Genomic DNA, 17661 nt, shown 5'->3' with positions numbered 1-17661 from the left:
CGCCAAGCGTCGCGGGGAGGCGCTCTTGCCGGCGGCCGTGTTAGTCTTGGCCTAGCCGTCGGTGCCATTCCTTCCCAGTCATCTCCAACAACTCATCCACCTAGAAAGGAACCCTGACTGATGCCCCATCACACCCCTCTGATTGCCACCATCGTCGGCGGCCTGGTCCTGGCCTTCATCTTCGGTACCCTCGCGCATCGCCTGCGCATGCCGCCCCTGATCGGCTACCTGGTCGCCGGTATCGCCATCGGTCCCTTCACGCCCGGGTTTGTGGGCGATGCGGACCTGGCGCAGGAACTGGCCGAGATCGGGGTGATCCTGCTGATGTTCGGGGTGGGCTTGCACTTCTCGCTCAAGGACCTGCTGTCGGTGAAGAACATCGCCATTCCCGGTGCGGTGGCGCAGATCGCCATTGCTACCTTGCTCGGCATGGGACTGGGCTGGATGCTGGGCTGGCCCTTCGGCGAAGGCTTCCTGTTCGGCCTGGCCTTGTCGGTGGCCAGTACCGTGGTGCTGCTGACGGCACTGCAGGAGCGCCGGCTGGTGGAGACCAAGCGCGGCCGCATCGCGGTGGGCTGGCTCATTGTCGAGGATATCGCCATGGTGCTGGCGCTGGTGCTGATCCCGGCGCTCTCGGGCATCCTGGGCGGCAAGGGCGAGGCCATGAGCGGCAATGCCTTGCTGCTGACGTTGGGCATGACGCTGGGCAAGGTGGTGGCTTTCGTGGCGGTGATGTTGATCGTCGGGCGCCGCGTCATTCCCTGGATCCTGGAGCGCATTGCCGACACCGGCTCGCGTGAGCTGTTCCGCCTGGCCGTGCTGGCCATCGCCCTGGGCTTTGCGCTGGGGTCGGCCTATGTGTTCGGGGTTTCCTTTGCGCTGGGCGCCTTCTTCGCCGGCATGATCCTGTCGGAGTCCGAGCTGAGCCACCGTGCCGCCGAGGAGTCGCTGCCGCTGCGCGATGCCTTCTCGGTGCTGTTCTTCGTCTCGGTGGGCATGCTCTTCGATCCCTCCATCCTGGTACGCGAACCCTTGCTGGTGCTGGCGACGGTACTCATCATCGTGGTCGGCAAATCGCTGGCGGCGTGGCTGATCGTGCGCGCCTTCGGCCATCCCAATTCGACGGCCTTGACCATCTCGGCCAGCCTGGCGCAGATCGGCGAATTTTCCTTCATCCTGGCCACCCTGGGCCTGTCGCTGGACCTGCTCTCGCCAATGGCCCGCGACCTGATCCTGGGCGGGGCCATCCTCTCCATCCTGGTCAATCCGTTGCTGTTCTCGCTGCTGGACCGCTTCGAAGCCGGCGAGGCCGCGCCTGCCCAGCCGGGTGATGTCGTTCAGGAGGTCGACCTGAGCGAGCATGTGGTGCTGGTCGGCTACGGGCGCGTGGGACGTGGCATTGGCGAGCAACTGCAGCAGCAGGGCCAGCCCTTCGTGGTGATCGAAGCCCAGCTGGAAAGCCTGGACGCCCTGCGTGCCCAGGGCATTCCGGCCCTCTATGGCAACGCGGTGGAAGCCGATCTGCTCAAGGCAGCTGCCATCGAACGTGCCCGCTGGCTGCTGGTGGCCATCCCGGAAGTCTTCGAGGCCGGGCAACTGATCGAGCGCGCACTGGCGGCCAATCCGTCCTTGCAGGTGGTGGCGCGCGCCCATTCGGATGCCGAGATCGAGCACCTCGAAAAGCATGGCGCCCAGCGCGTCATCATGGGCGAGCGCGAGATCGCGCGCGGCATGCTGGATGCCGTCGGGCAGGGCGCCTGAATGCAGATTGCGGCCTTGCGGTCTGCAGCATTTTTTCATCCGTGCTAAAGTCCCGACTGCTGCTGTAGCGGGTCTTGCATCCGCTGCGCAGCAACAAGTTCTCGGGGCGGGGTGAAACTCCCCACCGGCGGTAATCAGGCGAGGCCACCCGGCGCAGCCTGTAGCCCGCGAGCGCCCGGCGTGCCGTCATCGGCGAGCCGGGGTCAGCAGACCTGGTGTGATTCCAGGGCCGACGGTCATAGTCCGGATGAAAGAGAACGGGATGAACGGCATCGTGCGCTGCCTGGCAGCGTACGTGCGGCCGCGCATTCCCACGCCCTGTTTATTCATCGAACAGGAGTCCTGAACCCATGTCTCAATCGCATCTTTCCGCAGTTGCTTCCCATCCCGGTCAACGTATCGCCTTCATCCAGGCTTGCTGGCACAAGGATATCGTCGACCAATGCCGCATCGGCTTCACCGAAGAGATGGCCAAGCTCGGCTGGCCGGTGTCGAGCATCGATTTCTTCGAATTGCCCGGCGCCTTCGAAATCCCGCTGCATGCCAAGGTACTGGCCAAGACCGGTAAATACGCCGGTATCGTCGCCAGCGGCCTGGTGGTCGATGGTGGTATCTACCGCCACGACTTCGTTGCGCAATCGGTCATCTCGGCGCTGATGCAAGTGCAGCTCGATACCGAAGTGCCAGTCTTCTCGGCCGTGCTGACACCGCATCATTTCCATTCGCACAGCGAGCATCACGACTACTTCCACGCGCATTTCCTGGTCAAGGGCCGCGAGGCCGCGCAGGCATGCGCCACGACCGTGGCCAAGCTGGCGCAGGTGCGGGCAGGCGAGACCTCGCAAGCCAGCCTGAACGCGGCGTGAAGATAGAGCGTTTCTTGGTCTGAGGCTTCAGCAAGTGCTTTGCAATTGTGAAGCATTTGCTTACAAACCTTACGGCTTTAGGCTAGAACTGTCAGGTTCGCGGGGCTATATTCACGCTACGTATTCCAGAACAACGAGGAGCTAACGTGAAAAAGTCGATTTCCATGATTGCCGGCATGGCTGTTGTGGCTGCAGTAGCCGGCCTGTCTGCCGCGCCGGCCATGGCCGGGCATGTCTCGATCGGGGTCAATATCGGCGTGCCGGGTGCCTACGTGGCGCCGCAGCCCGTGTATGTACAGCCGGCGCCGGTCTATGCGCCACCGCCGGTGGTGGTACGCCCGGCACCGGTCTATTACGTCAACCCGGCGCCGGTCTATGTGGAGCGTGACTACTACCGTGGTCATCACCGCCACTGGCATCGTCCGCCGCCGCCACCGTACTGGTATCGCTGATACCGCGGGGCGCGGGCCCTGATGCTTCCGTGCAGGGGGCATCAATGAAAATGGCGGCCATGGCCGCCATTTTCATTGATCATTGCTGATATCTTATTTGCTTTCGGGTTTCTTCGGGCTGGCCGAATCGTCCTCGACATCCACCAGCAGGTAGCGCTCGGCCGCGCCGAAGAAGCGGTCATAGAAATCCGGTGAGCGTATCGTTTCGCTGGAGACGCGCACCATCGAATCGTCGCTGGCCGCAAAGGGCATGGATACCGAGCCCAGCACGCTCACGCCCAGGCTGGCCGAGCTGTTGCTCTTCTTGATCCCGTAACCGTCCTGGGTGGCGCTGACGAACATGGTGGCGCTCTTGCCGTTGCCATTGGAGGCGCAGACGACGTGGAAGGCGATTTCCATATGCTTGTCGCTGGCCGGCTGGAAGCTCTTGTTGCCGTCCATGGTGTTGTCGGTGGACTTGTTGATCACATAGCCCTGGCCCAGCAGGGCACGTCGGGCCGCTTCGCAGACGGCTTTTTCGCTACCGGGGAAGCTGCGCGAGAAGGCGCTGGTATCGCTGAATTCTTCCTGATGGTAGAAAGCGGTCTTGCCGGTAGTGCAGGCGGCCAGGACCAGGGGAAGCAGGGCAACGAGGGCGGGCGGAACACAAAAACGCGTGCGCGACATGCGGCGGATCTCCAGCGACAGGATACGGTGGCCTGAATTGTAAAGGATTCACCGATGGGCGGGTTTGGCGACTTGGTAAAGATCAGTAACAGTCTGTGTTATCGCTTGGTGAGAAACGCATTCGAATGCGCGCAAGTCAGGTTTGAGAAGGTAAAATCGCTTGTGAAATTGCCAGACTGAAAGTAATGTTAAAAGATTCAGAGGTATGGTCTTCCATTGGGACTTACATGAATCTGCAGATGAACAAGCGCGGGTTCAAGGACAGCCTCGTTAAAGATAGCAATGGATAAAAATCAGAAAGCGGAGTTGGAGCGTATCCAGAGAGAGCTGGTCGACGCGCACAATAAAGCTGCGTGGCAGATGGCTGCGACCATCATCAAGGCATCGCTGGTCAAGAACGGCATGGATCAGCCTCCTACTGCGGCCGAGCTGGCCGAGCTCAATGCCACCATCACCAATCTGCGCAGCGTGGCCGAGGATGCGCTGGAGTTGCTCAAGCGCTGACGCCAGGCCTCGCACGTCCGGCGTCGTCTCTCCCATGGCATGGCGGGGTTGCCGACTTCATGGAACTATCGGTATCGACAGGCGGCGCTGATCCAGCGCGGCACGAGGATGGTCGCGCGCGAAGATATAGCGTCATATACCGTCTGTGGGTGAGTCGCATGCGAGATCGGTGCATGCCTTGTGTGCTGGTGCCTGAGGCCGGGGTCGAACCGGCACGCCCCCTTCCGGGTAAGCGGCGGATTTTAAGTCCATGACGAAAAGCAACAAAATCATAGACTTAACACTTAAATTCGTTCCGCAAATCGGGTAAACACATCAGCCTGAAAACCGCCGCCAGACTGGCCCGATTTTTTTTTGCGGAACGAATTCTGACTACTTTGTAGGCTTTACAAGTTTGCCTTTTCGATGACGGACATAATGTGACGTCATCGACGCCGTAGTGTGACCAAGTTGCGACTGCGCAGCATCCATACCGGCGGTTTCTTCAGTATCCGTTGCCGCTTTGGCTCGTAGATCGCGGAATTGATACGCCTTAATCTGGTCGGCCAATTGTGGATGCGCTTCACTCGCCGCTAGACGCGCCCGATCAAAGGCGCCTCTCAGCATTGCATACGTGAACGGTTGGCCCTTTGCCGTACAAATGAGTCCTGTACTGACTACTTTGCGTGCGTTGATGCGATCAAGAGCTTTCGCAAGCTGCCCTTCGATGACGATACGTAGGCGCTTGCTGGTCTTATTTTGCTGAACCCACAGCGCACCATCTTTTATGTCCGATCTGGATAGCTTCAACACGTCTGCAGGCCGTTGACCTGTCAAGTAGGCAAGTTCGATGGCATCACGTAGTGGCTCACTTGCCAGTTCCCAGACCGCTGTATAAACCGCATCTTCCACATAAATGCTGCGGCCACTCTCTATATTTCCCCGGATTCCTGCACAAGGGTTAGTTTTGTTGGTTAGCCCTTTGCCGCGCGCAAAGTTCCAGATGTGGCTAAACAGAGCCTTTTCCCTATTGGCACGAACTTTTGCTTCTCGCCAATCTAAATATTGGCGTATGTGCACCGGCTCGATATCGTCTAGCAATGCACCTGGCTCATCGAAGAACTTGTATAGCCAATCTAGCTCCTTGAGATTGTCCTGCTGCGTGCGTCGTGCTTTTTTGGGAAGAACCTCCTTCATATATTGCTCGGCAACGTAGCGAAAGGTAATGGTGCTGGTGGTGCCGTGCTTAGCAATACTCAATTCGGCCCACTTCATTACCGCCAGATGATAGTCGCTGCCTAGCGCAATCTCTCGCCGTGGCTTTTCTCCAGTGTCTAAAAAATAATAGGTACCGGAGGGGCGATGTCGTGCTCGCATACCACTCGGTAGTCCGCTATTTCTTGTTGGTTTCCTTCCCATATCAGTTCGTCCTCAATGCCCTAGGTGTCCAGGAGGGGCGGGGAGGCTTATCTTCTTTTCTTCCTTCGACAGCGGCTTTTGTCACGACTGGATGCCCGGTCGCGTTTACTCGAAAAGCCACGCCCATTTGCCGCAAAGCTGCGATTTGCAGGCTCTTCATTTTTCGGCCTGTGAGAATGTGGATTTCCTCCTCATTCAGAAACATTGCGGCCTCCGTTGTTAAATGCAAACGATCTGGTTATTCGCCCGACCAGTTCGACAACCTCTTGATGTGTAATTTCATCGACGATTCCGCGTCGGTGTTCCCTCTAGCCGATCTGCAGCGCGGTATGGTCGATTCGTGGGTGGATTGGGATGACTACAAACCGTTCACTGCGCGCCCCTTCGGTCACCGGCCTGTGTGGATCGGCTATGACCCCTCGCTGACGGGCGATAGTGCTGGCTGTTCGGTGATTGCGCCGCCATTGGTCCCGGGCGGGAATTTCCGCATCTTGGAGCGCCACCAGTGGCGCGGCAAGGACTTCGCCGAACAGGCCGCGCTCATCAAGGAGATGACCGGCCGCTACAACGTCCAATACATCGGTATCGACACCACCGGCATGGGCGTCGGTGTCTATCCCCTGGTGAAACAGTTCTTCCCTGGCGCCACGGCGATCAGCTACTCGCCGGAAGTCAAAACGCGGATGGTGCTCAAGGCACAAAACATCATCCGCAGTGGCCGCCTGCAGTTCGATGCGGGCTGGACTGACATCGCGCAGTCCTTCATGGCCATTCGCAAGATTCTCACGCCCAGCGGGCGCGCCATCACCTATGACGCCGGCCGCTCGGAAGAAACCGGCCACGCTGACCTCGCTTGGTCGGTCATGCACGCCCTCGACTACGAGCCCTTCGAAGGCACCACCGCTAACAACACCTCATCCATGGAGTTCTTCTGATGAAACACAGAGCACGCCGCCGCGCGGCTGCATCCGACAACACGCTGCCGGCCGAGGTCGCGGCGCCGCCGGCGCCATCCGTCGAGGCATTTTCTTTCGGCGATCCGTCGCCGGTACTGGAAGGCCGCGACATGCTGGCCGATGTCGAGTGCTACCGCAATGGCGATTGGTACGAGCCCCCCTTGAGCATGGCCGGCCTGGCCAAGTCCTTGAATGCCAGCGTCCATCACGCTAGCGCGATCTGGTGCAAGGTCAATATCCTGGCCTCGACCTTCCAGCCGTCCGCTGTGTTGTCGCGTGCGGACTTCACGCGCCTGGCGCTGGACTTCCTGCTGTTCGGGAACTGCTACGCAGAGCGGCGCGAGAGCATGACGGGCAAGCTTTTGAACCTCAAGCCGGCATTGGCCAAATACACGCGCGTGGGCGTGGAGCCCGGGCGCTATTTCTTCGTCAATGGCTGGCGAGACTCCCACGAATTCGAGCGAGACGCCGTCTGGCATCTGCAGGCGCCCGACATCAACCAGGAAGTGTATGGCGTGCCGCAGTATGTGAGCGCGCTGCAATCGGCCTGGCTCAATGAGTCGGCCACCCTGTTTCGCCGGCGCTACTACCTCAACGGTTCACACGCCGGCTTCATCCTCTACATGACCGACACTGCCAGCAACGTCAACGACGTGGACAAGCTGCGCGAGGCGATGCGCAACAGCAAGGGGCCGGGCAACTTCCGCAACCTGTTTGTGTATGCACCAGGGGGGAAGAAAGACGGCCTGCAGATCCTGCCAGTGTCCGAGATCGCGGCCAAGGACGAATTCTTCAACATCAAGAACTGCACGCGCGACGACGTGCTGGCCGCCCATCGCGTGCCGCCTCAATTACTGGGGACCATGCCCAACAACACCGGTGGATTCGGTGATGTGACGAAGGCCGCCGCCGTTTTCGGCTGCAACGAGATTGAGCCTCTGCAGGCGCAGTTTCTTTCCTTGAACGAGTGGGCGGGCCAAGAGGTGCTCCGCTTCCGTTCCTATCAACTTCCGACCAATGAGGGTAAATAACCATGAGCGATCACGCCGACAACGCGGACAGCAGAATCTATCGAACCATCGACGCCGGCCTGGCCGCCGCACGGCGAGCGCCAGCATTACAGCCCGATTGCCGCTGCCATTTCTGCGACGAGCCTGTAGCCGTCGAGCTTCTGTTCTGTGATGTCGATTGCCGGGATGACTATCAGCGAACGGAGGCAGCTCGACAGAGAGTCGGCTTTTGATATTCGACGAAAAAAAGCGCCTCGAAATCGAATTCGCCAGTGTTCCCATTTCTATAATCACCTTTCGCTGAAGAAGTCGCTGGGGAAGGGGGCGGCTGATACATCACATTAGTCACTTGATATCAGATGTTTGGTTGTGTTGACCAATCTAGAGAGCTCGTTTTACCAGGTTGTTCTCTAAGAACATCCGAATCAATGCGCCACGTTTGTCACAGGAACTGCTATCGCGAAAACGAAAGGGATAGATAAATATAGACTACCCTATCAACTTCTATCGTGAAAATAAGAGTAATGTGAGAATGACCAATCGAAATAATTTTTCGGATTGGTTTCTCTTCTATCTTCCCCCCTCTCCACCGCACTTTTGGCGCTGCGGATAAAGACCTGCTTGTTAGGCCTCCTTGAGGTTCGTTGAGAGCACTCTATTTTGCGCTTCTTGACATGAAATGGAGGCACTATGAGTAAGGTAAATAGACGACGTGTTCATTTTTCACCAGAGGTCTTCTCCTCTAATGGGAGAGTTTTCGATGGTGACCCTTCTCAGCAAGCTAATGATGCCTTAACGGCCAGAGAATTTTTCGCAGTCGACGTAATTCACGAAGAAAGTGCAATTTGTGAGGCAGAGTATGAAGGGCTTGCTATTCACGAGGAATAGCATTGTGACTTTGAACGCCTTAATGCACTTCTTATCAAATATTCCCTATCAAATTATCCTTGGGATAGTACGAACTCAAGCGCTGAGGCAGTACACATCAATCGTTGATAATGATGGATGTGGCGAAAGCGGACATCACGGCCTGTTCCGGTGACGCTTTAGTCTGACCGTGATGTAAAGGAGCTATATGTCGATCTTAAATTGGATACGTCGTACCACCCCCCTGGAGAAACCGGGTCTCTCAAGCAAGACAGATAACTCGTCAAAGTCTCGCGATGGATACTATTTGCACGAGCTCGACGATATGAAAGAAAAGAAGAAAGGCACTGATAAGAAAAGAGAGGGCGAATCGGGCCGCGACGATGGAGCAGAAACGCCATCGTGGAAAGGAAGAGAGTTCTGACGATATCTTTTAAGTACAGTATCAGATTAATCCAGTAAGAAGGCCGCGTTGCGGCCTTTTATTACATCAGGAGATTTGCATGAGATTTCATTTTGAAGCCCCAGGTATGGAGGCAGGTTTTGTTTGGCTAAGGATTGGAAAGGTCGACGTTATTGAGGTAACTAGTGGCTTAGGAAGTAATCGCACGAGGGCCGAGTTTCAAATCCATAACGTTCCAACTGGTTTAGTGGAGCAAATGATCGTATGTCGAAAGGCCATAGCGCAATTTATCCAAGAGTCAGCTGACTCAAAGGGAATGTTTAGATCGAATTTTGACGAGACTATCGAACCCTGGAAGGGTGAATTGGCTGCGATTTCGCCTATGCATAGCTGATCGGCAGGACTCAAGGAGCGTGGTTTCCTCGAACGGACTCAGTTTTAAAGTTGAAATCTCTACCGGTCGGAAAATTACCTTAACCGTAATTGTCTAGGAAAATCATGGCAAAGATCCTGACGCAGGAGGACCTCGATGAGCGCATCAACGCGCTGCACGAACAAGCCAGAAACATTTGGCCGAAGCTTGAAACGATCATTGATGAATTGAAGGCGCTCGGCCCGCATTCTTCGGATCACGACAATGCCCTCGCTAATATCCGCGATTGGCTGTATAGACTTTCTCAACGTTGATCCCGGAAAGTCGCCGTTCGTTCTTATCAAGCTAGCTGCACTTATCCTTCATATTCCCCCCCCCCCGTTTCTGCGAAATTTGAATTCGGTCAGGCGCGAACGCCGAGAGCACCGGATTGGGATTTTCTTTTTTAAAGTTGTCTTTATGGAAACTTATTGTTGATTTCCGGCTTGCGCGCGCGGTTGCCCCCACCCCGCGCCTGTCCGCTACATAGGTCGGTTTTGACTCAAATTTGCGTCAGGCGCCGAAGCCCGTCCAGTCTGGCCCGACGGACCGCCCGGCAGACATCAAATCTGACGCATTTTGACGCAGTCGCAGGACGACTTTAGGTTTAGCTCACCGGGGAGCAGCAAAAGGACGAACAACTCGGATCAATAAACTGCAGGATCTTGGCAGAATGTGCTGAATGCTAGAATCCATCCCTCATGTCAGCCGTTTCGGCCACCAGAGCGCGGAAGCGCAGAGGATAAGTTATGACCAGTTTCCCGACTATTCGAGTATTTCAGGATCTTTCCATTGTTGTTGAAGGTGATTCGACCGCATTGCGCAATACATTGATAGCCGGTGCGAAAGACTGTTGGCACCACGATACGGAGGTGGAATCGCGCGTGGCCGCTATTGGGATGGAAAGTGAAAAAGTACTATTGGCATTTCGCCGTGATGGCGACGACACCATTCCTGCCGCTGTCGTGACTCTCTATCCAGAGGGTACGAGCGGCTTTAAGGTGACGAACATCGTTCCGAGCGAGACGTATAGCCTTACACATTTGCAATACAACATGATACTGAACGACTTTGTTGCAAAAGTCGTGAGGGTAGCTGCTCCGGATTGCCAGATCCTACTAAGCAAAGATCACGAAGGCCTGACCGACTGGACCAGCGACGAAGCCGCAACCGCACTCGTTTCGTTCAGTCGCGCAGCAAACAAATCGACAGGCTCGTCGCATCCTAGAGATAAGGAGCGCTGGCTGGCATTTATCGTCGAACATCATAAAAGCCATCATAAGAAACTTGACGCGCACATGCTGGCCCGTTGGCTACACGAAGCCGAAAAATGGCCCGAAGAAAACGCGCACGAGCTCGCGATTGAATTCGAATCTGCGATAGAACTTCTCACATTCTATGACGAGAACCTGTGATGGATTTTGACGCAATCATGACGCAAGTAGTGGCGCTTGGTGCGCCAGTGCTCTGCGCAGATACCTGCTCCATTTTGGATGTAATGCGAGACCCCACACGCGATGAGGCTCAATTGCAAAATGCTAGTGCAGCAATAGATTTGGTCACGAAGATGGGAGTTATCGGTGGCTTTGAATGCCTAATAGCACATCAGGTGACGAAGGAGTTGGCAGATCATCTCGAGCCAGTCCAGGAAGAAACAAAAAAGCAGCTTGCCAAACTTACCGAGCGTATCAAACGCGTGAATGCAATTGCCGCTTTATTCGGCCCCAAGGCAACACTCAATTTGGCACATCTTTTAGGCCATGAGGTACGCGCTCGAGGAATTGTTGATCAATGGATCGGTGCAGCGAAGGTGATAAACCCTAACCACGATTTGATTGCCGGGCGAGCATTCGCCCGAGTAAGCGTCCCCAAAGCACCTGCAAAACAAGGAAAGGATTCAATAAAAGATTGCGTTGTAATTGAAACCTATCTCGATGCTGTACGTACGCTACGCGCGGCCGGACTAAGTTCGAAAATCGTCTTTTTATCTTCGAATACAAAAGACTACACGAATAACCAAACCAACAAACTTCACGACGACCTAAGTCCCGAGTTTCAGACGCTCAACATCGAATACGCACCTAATGCCGGAGCTGCCAAATATCTTCTTGGCTTATAAACGGCTTTCCATCGATAGTGCACCTTGCTCAACAGTGATATCTCTTCGGTGTTTTCTTAACATTTTTGCATTTTCTCAAAAGAATGCTTGATATTGTTACTGTCCCCCGAAGCCTGAAAGATCCCGCTGCTGTCGAAGCTCGCCGTGCTCTGCTCTCAGAACCCCACATAGCCCCACTGACAGCTTATGTAAACAGCCTGCGAAGTAAATATCCCGACTGGGAGTTTCCTGATTTTGATCCCTTAGACGGTGGCGTAAAAGCAGATCTGTTGTTTTTGCTGGAAAAACCAGGACCGATGACATCGCCGCAACATAAGCGAAAAGGCTCTGGATTCATATCTAGGGACAACAACGACTCCACAGCAGAAGCAGTGTTCAAATTTATGGAACAAGCTGCTATTGGCCGAAAAAGAACGCTCCTGTGGAATACTATTCCAGGATGGAACGGTAAGCGGGCTATCGGAGCGGGAGAGGTACGGAGCGGGCTAGCGGAGCTGAGCGAGCTCTTGATACTGCTCCCGTCTGTTCACACGATTGTCCTGGTCGGAGGTAAAGCGACGCGTGCTGAAAAAAGCCTAAGGAAGCAAGGCTATCGAATCGAGTGCTCGGCACATCCCGGACCGCTCGTCAAAGGTCCCAACCGGGCTTTATGGAACAAAATACCCGAGGTATGGAAAAGAGCCGCATCCAAATTTCCTGAGGGCTAAGGTGGCAGCGCAAATGGCGTCATATTCGCTCCCATAAAGGAATTCTTGTTTCTCTGTCCGCCGCCGTTTGCGGACATAGCGAACAATATCAGGAGCGGGGGACCACATTCGTATTTCACTACGAAAATTCCGCTCCGCAATTCCAAAACGAGCCGCCTCCTATTTGGCCTTGCGGACCGCTATTTTTCTGAATTGCGGAGCAAAAAACCACCTAAGACATTGATTTTTATGATTTTCCTCGCAGATTCGTAATCAGTAGGGCAGGGGGGGCTAAGCCAGCTTCACACGCTGTTTCTGAATAACAAATCCCGCCCCGTATTTGAATAGACAAACGCCCGCATTGTGCGGGCGTTTGTCTTTGTGATGGAGGTCGGATTCTGGCCGGGAGCTGAGATTCCATGCTATTCGTAAATCTTCCCCATGAACATGATATCGGCAACCCTACGCCAAGGATTTGTGGGAATTTCATAGAATTGGGGACCATTTCTTGAATTCTCCACCCAACGAGCGGAGGCTTTTAGAAATGCGCCGATATTGCCGTTCTCCCAGCCCAATGCACCCGCAGAGTATGGTGATTGAGGAGAAGCCGCGTGTAATTCAGTTTCTGCGAACCAGTCTGCGGAGAGCACATTCAGAAAATTGATGAAACTCAACTCATCCACGACAGCATCTCGCGCAGACTCAAGTTGCGTCTCCATTTCTTGTTTAATGTATTTCATGCTCATCTAAAATCCTCGTCACATTTTCCGGTTCTGGGCGATAAGCTGCAGCTTCCGATGCAAAGCCAATATCGGTAATCCTGGAAGGATCCCCACAATGCCCCATTTTATACGTGACTAGCCGGCTTTTGGCCGACAAACGATGCCTGTAGGTAGATGGAAAGAAGGGGGGATTTATCCGTTATCTGCCCTTCAGAATTAGCCGAAAAATTGCTAGGAAGGTACGCATCTGGCCGATTGCGGACGTCGGCGGGCAATGGCTTTAAAACTGTACCAGATTTCCAGCTAGGGAATATTTTTCCCAAACCGAGGTAAATCGGTAATTCGCACACTGTATGTGCAATCAGTGTGCCTTGCTCCGCCGGACTTTGCGACACACTGCACTCATGCTCTTTCGACTCATCATCCGCTAGGTCGAGTCCTGCTCAGTTGCCTATGTCGGCATCGGAACTATTCGAGCATAGTCGAGAGGACTGGCACCGCGAATTTTTTGCGGAACAAATAGCTTTTTGCGGAACTGCGCTGTGGCCGTTTATAGCCCTAGAATTGGCTTGGAAGCCTGTAATGGTGCCTGAGGCCGGGGTCGAACCGGCACGCCCCCTTCCGGGTAAGCGGCGGATTTTAAGTCCGCTGTGTCTACCAATTTCACCACTCAGGCTAGTAGAGACCGGCAATGGCTGCCGGAAAAGGCAGGCATTATAGCAGCGACTTGCCTGGCGTCATTCGTTTTTTCCTGAGGAACATTCCCTGATGTGACATGGCGCCGGTGTCGACCGGCGTCCCATGTCGCGATGCGCTGCGCGGAAGATCCGTTTCGTGCAGGCGGGACGCCCATTTCCCGCAGACAAGTCGTCTCAAGATAGTAGAATGTCGGCTTCTTCCACCAGAAAATTCGCGACCATGACTGAAGCCGTAGTCAAGACCGTGCAGTGCATCTCGCCCGCCGGGCTGCACACGATGGCCTACAAGGAGTGGGGCGATGCCCGCAATCCCAATGTGCTGCTGTGCGTGCATGGGGTGACGCGCGTCTCCGACGATTTCGATCGCATGGCCCGCGAGCTCTGCGATACCTACCGCGTGGTTTGCCCGGACGTGGTCGGGCGCGGCCGCTCCGGTCGCCTGGCCAATCCGCAGTTCTACACCGTGCCGCAATATGTCAGCGACATGGTGACCCTGCTGGCGCGCCTGGATGCGGAGATCGTCGACTGGTTCGGCACCTCCATGGGCGGATTGATCGGCATGGGTCTGGCATCCTTGCCGGGCAACCCGATTCGGCGCCTGGTCTTGAACGACATCGGTCCTTCCATCAATGGCGCGGCGCTGGCCCGCATCGGTGACTACATCGGCCAGGATGTCCGCTTCGACAGTTTCGATGAAGCTGCCCAGTACATCCGTACCATCTCCGCCAGTTTCGGTGCCCATAGCGACGAGGAATGGCACAAGCTGGCCAAGGACGTGCTGCGCCAGAATGCGGAAGGCAAGTGGGTGCGCCATTACGACCTCGGACTGGCGGTGCCGTTCAAGCTGACCACGCCGGAGGCGGCCAGTGCCGCCGAGCAGATGCTGTGGGCGGCCTATGATGCGATCCGCTGTCCGACCCTGGTGGTGCGCGGCGCCCAGTCCGACCTGCTCCTGCCCGAGGTGGCGCAGGAAATGACCCGGCGCGGCCCCAAGGCCAAGCTGGTGGAATTGCCCGATGTCGGCCACGCGCCGACCTTCATGCATGCGCCCCAGATCGAGGTCGCCCGGCAGTTCCTGCTGGGCTGACGATTTTTATTGCAATTGAACCAGCCGGCCCGGCAGGGCCGGGTATCACCACGAAGGAAATCCCATGTCCGTACAACGTCTGCACGTCGGCAAGCGCCTCTCCGAAGTCGCCATCCATAATGGCACCGTCTACCTGGCGGGTCAGATCGCCGAAGACACCACCCAGAACATCGAGGGTCAGACCCGTGAGGTGCTGGGCCATATCGACCGCCTGCTGGCGGAATCCAACAGCGACAAGAGCAAGATCCTGTCGTGCCAGATCTTCCTGTCCGATGTGAAGGATTTTGCTGGCATGAACGCCGTCTGGGATGACTGGGTGGCCGATGGCAACGCGCCTCCGCGCGCCACGGTGGAAGCCAAGCTGGCCCGTCCCGAACTGCTGGTGGAAATCATCATCGTCGCCGCACAGAAGTAATCGTTTATGGTTTCGGTAGCAAGTACACAGGGCGAGGGACTGGCGGCCATTACCGCCGGACTCGGTCCTGAGGATGTGGCGCGGGTCGGGCAGGCCCTGGCCGAGCTCGAACCGCTGTATGCCGACAGGCAGATCCTGTCCGGGCAGGATGCACTGCAGTTTTCCTTCTCGGTGGCGACCGTGCTGACCTCGCTCAATGTCGATGCGGCGACCCGCATTGCCGGGCTGGCGTTCGAGGCACAGATGCTGCATCCCGAGCTGGAAGAAAAGCTCGAAGAGCGCTTCGGCAAGGAAATCGCCGACCTGGTCGGCAATGTGCGCCAGCTGATGCGCTTCCATGGCCCCAGTTTCCAGACCCAGAACCAGGAAGTCCTGCGCGGCAAGAACGCCGCCCAGCAGGCAGCGGCCCAGGTGGAAACGCTGCGCAAGATGCTGCTGGCGATGGCCACCGACATGCGCGCGGTGTTGGTGCGTCTGGCCTCGCGCGTGGCGACCCTGCGCTACTTTGCCGAGACCAAGCAGGAAAACGAGGCCAGCGCCCAATACGCGCGCCAGACCTTCGACCTGTATGCGCCGCTGGCCAACCGGCTGGGCATCTGGCAATTGAAATGGGAGCTGGAAGACCTGTCCTTCCGCTTCCTGGAGCCGGTGACCTACAAGCGCATCGCCAAGATGCTGGAAGAGAAGCGCCTGGAGCGCGAGGCCTTCGTGGCCAACGCGATCGCGCGTCTGCGCGCCGAGATGGCGGCCCAGGATATCCGCGCCGAGGTCAGTGGTCGTCCCAAGCATATCTACAGCATCTGGAACAAGATGCGCGGCAAGTCCATTGACTTTTCCGAGCTCTACGATGTACGCGCTTTCCGTGTCATCGTCGACGACGTCAAGACCTGCTACGCGGTGTTGGGCATCGTGCATGACATCTGGACGCCGATCCCGGAAGAGTTCGACGACTATATCTCGCGTCCCAAGCAAAACGGTTACCAGTCCCTGCACACCGTGGTGGTGGCCGAGGATGGGCGGGCGCTGGAAGTGCAGATCCGTACCCATGAGATGCACCATTTCGCCGAATACGGCGTGGCGGCCCACTGGCGTTACAAGGAAAGCGGCGGTTCCAATTTCTCGGCACAGAAATATGACGAGAAAATCGCCTGGTTGCGTCAGTTGCTGGCCTGGAAAAATGAAGTCACCGATGCCGTGGTGGACCAGGAAGAAGTGCGTCGCGACTGGGTGGAAAAACTCAAGTCCGCCACCCTGGACGAGCGCATCTATGTGTTGACGCCCCAGGCGCGCGTGATCGAGCTGCCCAGTGGGGCGACACCCATCGATTTCGCCTATCACCTGCACAGCGATGTCGGCCATCGCTGCCGGGGTGCCCGGGTCGATGGGGTGATGGTGCCGCTGAACACGGTGCTCAAGAATGGCCAGACGGTGGAGATCATCACCGCCAAGAGCGGGCCGGGCGTGGGACCGTCGCGGGACTGGCTCGGTCCGGACTATGCGGCCAGTTCACGCACGCGTTCCAAGATCCGCGCCTGGTTCAATGCCATCGAGCAGCAGGAAACCCTGTCGGTCGGTCGAGGCCTGCTGGAAAAGACCCTGCAGCGCGAAGGCAAGACCGCCGTCAACCTGGAAGAGCTGGCGCAGAAGCTGGGCTTTGCCAAGGTGGATGACCTGTGTCTGTCGCTGGCCAAGGAAGAGTTCAGCCTGCGTCATGTCGAGCAAGCCTTGCATGAAGGGCAGGAAAAGAAGCCCGAGATCGACGACGAAGCGCTGATCACGCGCAAGAGTCGTGCCTCCAGCATCGTGCAGGGCGCCAAGTCGGGAGTGCTGGTCGTCGGCACGGACGGTCTGCTGACGCAACTGGCGCGCTGCTGCAAGCCGGCGCCGCCGGATGCCATTGCCGGCTTTGTGACGCGTGGCAAGGGCGTCTCCATCCATCGGGTGAGCTGCAAGAATTTCGCCGAGATGAGTGCGCATGCGCCCGAACGGATCATCCAGACCACCTGGGGCGCACCGGCGCGCGATACGGTCTATCCGGTCGACATCTTCGTGCTGGCCAGCGATCGCCAGGGCTTGTTGCGGGACATCTCCGATATCTTCCTGCGCGACAAGATCAATGTGATCGGTGTGAGCACGCAAAGCGCCAAGGGCCATGCGCGCATGGCGTTCACCGCCGAGATCGGCTCGACCGAGCAATTGCAGAAGGCCTTGACGGTGATTCGCGAGGTCAAGGGTGTGATCGAGGCGAAGCGGCAGTAGCCGTTGGATGGAATGCCGGTGCTCTCGACAGGGAGGGGTAAGTGCTAAATATTTTTACTTTTTTATCATTTACCCCTTGGCAAATATAGGAAAGCCTCCTATACTCTTGCTTCTTCGTTAGGCGCGTAGCTCAGCTGGTTAGAGCACTACCTTGACATGGTAGGGGTCGTTGGTTCGAGTCCAATCGTGCCTACCAATTCTTCTGCAGATGCAGGTGGGTTGGGCGGAGTAAAACTGAAAAGGAGGCGCAAGGTGGCTTCCTTTTTTGTTTGTGTCAGTATCATTCGTTAGGCGCGTAGCTCAGCTGGTTAGAGCACTACCTTGACATGGTAGGGGTCGTTGGTTCGAGTCCAATCGTGCCTACCAATTCTTCTGCAGAT

At 56.6% G+C, this 17661-nt stretch carries 17 protein-coding genes, 3 tRNA genes, 1 pseudogene and 1 riboswitch; of the genes and pseudogenes, 16 read left to right on the top strand and 5 right to left on the bottom strand.

Annotation, left to right across the window (positions count from 1 at the left end; all coding sequences use genetic code 11):
- The first annotated feature begins 120 nt into the window (after positions 1–120).
- The 3 genes from ybaL (at position 121) to ACIPHN_RS15625 (ending at position 3079) form a co-directional block, all read left to right on the top strand.
- Positions 121–1761 carry a YbaL family putative K(+) efflux transporter gene (ybaL, locus tag ACIPHN_RS15635; RefSeq protein WP_400437607.1) on the top strand — a complete coding sequence of 547 codons (1641 nt, stop codon included), beginning with the start codon at positions 121–123 and terminating at the stop codon, positions 1759–1761.
- A 93-nt stretch (positions 1762–1854) separates the two neighbouring features.
- Positions 1855–2024, top strand: a riboswitch (FMN riboswitch).
- A gap of 87 nt (positions 2025–2111) precedes the next feature.
- Positions 2112–2627, top strand: coding sequence for a 6,7-dimethyl-8-ribityllumazine synthase (locus ACIPHN_RS15630; protein ID WP_400437605.1), 516 nt, complete (start codon positions 2112–2114; stop codon positions 2625–2627).
- 146 nt (positions 2628–2773) lie between these two features.
- On the top strand, positions 2774–3079 hold the full coding sequence (locus tag ACIPHN_RS15625; protein ID WP_400437603.1) for a hypothetical protein: 306 nt from the start codon (positions 2774–2776) through the stop codon (positions 3077–3079).
- 93 nt (positions 3080–3172) lie between these two features.
- Here ACIPHN_RS15625 and ACIPHN_RS15620 read toward each other — a convergent pair whose 3' ends face one another.
- Positions 3173–3745 carry a DUF2242 domain-containing protein gene (locus tag ACIPHN_RS15620; RefSeq protein WP_400437601.1) on the bottom strand — a complete coding sequence of 191 codons (573 nt, stop codon included), beginning with the start codon at positions 3743–3745 and terminating at the stop codon, positions 3173–3175.
- Between the two features lie 360 nt (positions 3746–4105).
- Here ACIPHN_RS15620 and ACIPHN_RS15615 point away from each other — a divergent pair, with 360 nt between their 5' ends.
- Entirely contained in the window at positions 4106–4249 is a 144-nt protein-coding gene (locus ACIPHN_RS15615) for a hypothetical protein (RefSeq protein WP_232284921.1), read from the top strand.
- Between the two features lie 372 nt (positions 4250–4621).
- On the opposite strand, the gene ACIPHN_RS15610 is transcribed toward ACIPHN_RS15615, so the two are convergent.
- Positions 4622–5503, bottom strand: coding sequence for a tyrosine-type recombinase/integrase (locus ACIPHN_RS15610; RefSeq protein WP_400437599.1), 882 nt, complete (start codon positions 5501–5503; stop codon positions 4622–4624).
- A gap of 145 nt (positions 5504–5648) precedes the next feature.
- Positions 5649–5807 (bottom strand): DUF4224 domain-containing protein, encoded by a 159-nt coding sequence (locus ACIPHN_RS15605; RefSeq protein WP_233170740.1) that lies wholly within the window; start codon positions 5805–5807, stop codon positions 5649–5651.
- Positions 5808–5877: 70 nt separating this feature from the next.
- Here ACIPHN_RS15605 and ACIPHN_RS15600 point away from each other — a divergent pair.
- The 7 genes and pseudogenes from ACIPHN_RS15600 to ACIPHN_RS15570 all read left to right on the top strand — a co-directional run.
- Positions 5878–6582, top strand: a pseudogene (locus ACIPHN_RS15600) (terminase); the annotation flags it as partial.
- Complete coding sequence (locus ACIPHN_RS15595; protein WP_400437598.1) at positions 6582–7634, top strand: phage portal protein; 1053 nt, start codon at positions 6582–6584, stop codon at positions 7632–7634. The pseudogene ACIPHN_RS15600 and the gene ACIPHN_RS15595, both read left to right, overlap by 1 nt.
- 2 nt (positions 7635–7636) lie before the next feature.
- Positions 7637–7846, top strand: coding sequence for a hypothetical protein (locus ACIPHN_RS15590; protein ID WP_400437597.1), 210 nt, complete (start codon positions 7637–7639; stop codon positions 7844–7846).
- Positions 7847–9381: 1535 nt separating this feature from the next.
- Positions 9382–9570, top strand: coding sequence for a hypothetical protein (locus ACIPHN_RS15585; RefSeq protein ID WP_400437595.1), 189 nt, complete (start codon positions 9382–9384; stop codon positions 9568–9570).
- A 474-nt stretch (positions 9571–10044) separates the two neighbouring features.
- Positions 10045–10710 carry a hypothetical protein gene (locus tag ACIPHN_RS15580; RefSeq protein WP_400437593.1) on the top strand — a complete coding sequence of 222 codons (666 nt, stop codon included), beginning with the start codon at positions 10045–10047 and terminating at the stop codon, positions 10708–10710.
- Complete coding sequence (locus ACIPHN_RS15575; RefSeq protein ID WP_400437591.1) at positions 10710–11414, top strand: PIN domain-containing protein; 705 nt, start codon at positions 10710–10712, stop codon at positions 11412–11414. The genes ACIPHN_RS15580 and ACIPHN_RS15575 overlap by 1 nt, the downstream gene beginning before the upstream one ends.
- A gap of 83 nt (positions 11415–11497) precedes the next feature.
- A complete protein-coding gene (locus ACIPHN_RS15570) occupies positions 11498–12121 on the top strand; it encodes a uracil-DNA glycosylase (RefSeq protein WP_400437589.1) in 624 nt (207 codons plus the stop codon).
- Positions 12122–12522: 401 nt separating this feature from the next.
- Here the strand turns inward: ACIPHN_RS15570 and ACIPHN_RS15565 are convergent, their stop codons facing one another.
- Both ACIPHN_RS15565 and ACIPHN_RS15560 read right to left on the bottom strand, forming a co-directional pair.
- A complete protein-coding gene (locus ACIPHN_RS15565; RefSeq protein WP_400437587.1) occupies positions 12523–12846 on the bottom strand; it encodes a hypothetical protein in 324 nt (107 codons plus the stop codon).
- A 559-nt stretch (positions 12847–13405) separates the two neighbouring features.
- Positions 13406–13498: transfer RNA gene (locus ACIPHN_RS15560), tRNA-Leu, on the bottom strand.
- Positions 13499–13740: 242 nt separating this feature from the next.
- Between ACIPHN_RS15560 and ACIPHN_RS15555 the strand changes: the two genes are divergently transcribed.
- From ACIPHN_RS15555 to ACIPHN_RS15535, 5 genes are all read left to right on the top strand, one after another.
- Positions 13741–14607 (top strand): alpha/beta fold hydrolase, encoded by an 867-nt coding sequence (locus tag ACIPHN_RS15555; protein ID WP_400437585.1) that lies wholly within the window; start codon positions 13741–13743, stop codon positions 14605–14607.
- Positions 14608–14671: 64 nt separating this feature from the next.
- Positions 14672–15022 carry a RidA family protein gene (locus ACIPHN_RS15550; protein ID WP_198980324.1) on the top strand — a complete coding sequence of 117 codons (351 nt, stop codon included), beginning with the start codon at positions 14672–14674 and terminating at the stop codon, positions 15020–15022.
- A 6-nt stretch (positions 15023–15028) separates the two neighbouring features.
- Positions 15029–17281 carry a RelA/SpoT family protein gene (locus tag ACIPHN_RS15545; protein ID WP_400437584.1) on the top strand — a complete coding sequence of 751 codons (2253 nt, stop codon included), beginning with the start codon at positions 15029–15031 and terminating at the stop codon, positions 17279–17281.
- A gap of 119 nt (positions 17282–17400) precedes the next feature.
- Positions 17401–17477: transfer RNA gene (locus ACIPHN_RS15540), tRNA-Val, on the top strand.
- A gap of 93 nt (positions 17478–17570) precedes the next feature.
- Positions 17571–17647 (top strand) — tRNA-Val (locus tag ACIPHN_RS15535).
- The last annotated feature ends 14 nt before the right edge of the window (positions 17648–17661 follow it).

The organism is Herbaspirillum sp. NPDC087042, assembly GCF_044745245.1.
In the GTDB taxonomy this organism is placed as follows: Bacteria; Pseudomonadota; Gammaproteobacteria; order Burkholderiales; family Burkholderiaceae_D; genus Herbaspirillum.
Note: the sequence above shows the minus strand (reverse complement) of the source record. Positions and strands in the feature narration are given on the sequence as shown.

Coding starts and splice junctions, on each gene's coding strand:
- ACIPHN_RS15620 (WP_400437601.1), bottom strand. CDS start 3,745: ATGTCGCGCACGCGTTTTTGTGTTCCGCCCGCCCTCGTTGCCCTGCTT.
- ACIPHN_RS15610 (WP_400437599.1), bottom strand. CDS start 5,503: ATGAAGTGGGCCGAATTGAGTATTGCTAAGCACGGCACCACCAGCACC.
- ACIPHN_RS15590 (WP_400437597.1), top strand. CDS start 7,637: ATGAGCGATCACGCCGACAACGCGGACAGCAGAATCTATCGAACCATC.
- ybaL (WP_400437607.1), top strand. CDS start 121: ATGCCCCATCACACCCCTCTGATTGCCACCATCGTCGGCGGCCTGGTC.
- ACIPHN_RS15550 (WP_198980324.1), top strand. CDS start 14,672: ATGTCCGTACAACGTCTGCACGTCGGCAAGCGCCTCTCCGAAGTCGCC.
- ACIPHN_RS15630 (WP_400437605.1), top strand. CDS start 2,112: ATGTCTCAATCGCATCTTTCCGCAGTTGCTTCCCATCCCGGTCAACGT.
- ACIPHN_RS15555 (WP_400437585.1), top strand. CDS start 13,741: ATGACTGAAGCCGTAGTCAAGACCGTGCAGTGCATCTCGCCCGCCGGG.
- ACIPHN_RS15570 (WP_400437589.1), top strand. CDS start 11,498: ATGCTTGATATTGTTACTGTCCCCCGAAGCCTGAAAGATCCCGCTGCT.
- ACIPHN_RS15615 (WP_232284921.1), top strand. CDS start 4,106: ATGGCTGCGACCATCATCAAGGCATCGCTGGTCAAGAACGGCATGGAT.
- ACIPHN_RS15545 (WP_400437584.1), top strand. CDS start 15,029: ATGGTTTCGGTAGCAAGTACACAGGGCGAGGGACTGGCGGCCATTACC.
- ACIPHN_RS15575 (WP_400437591.1), top strand. CDS start 10,710: ATGGATTTTGACGCAATCATGACGCAAGTAGTGGCGCTTGGTGCGCCA.
- ACIPHN_RS15565 (WP_400437587.1), bottom strand. CDS start 12,846: ATGAGCATGAAATACATTAAACAAGAAATGGAGACGCAACTTGAGTCT.
- ACIPHN_RS15595 (WP_400437598.1), top strand. CDS start 6,582: ATGAAACACAGAGCACGCCGCCGCGCGGCTGCATCCGACAACACGCTG.
- ACIPHN_RS15605 (WP_233170740.1), bottom strand. CDS start 5,807: ATGAAGAGCCTGCAAATCGCAGCTTTGCGGCAAATGGGCGTGGCTTTT.
- ACIPHN_RS15585 (WP_400437595.1), top strand. CDS start 9,382: ATGGCAAAGATCCTGACGCAGGAGGACCTCGATGAGCGCATCAACGCG.
- ACIPHN_RS15580 (WP_400437593.1), top strand. CDS start 10,045: ATGACCAGTTTCCCGACTATTCGAGTATTTCAGGATCTTTCCATTGTT.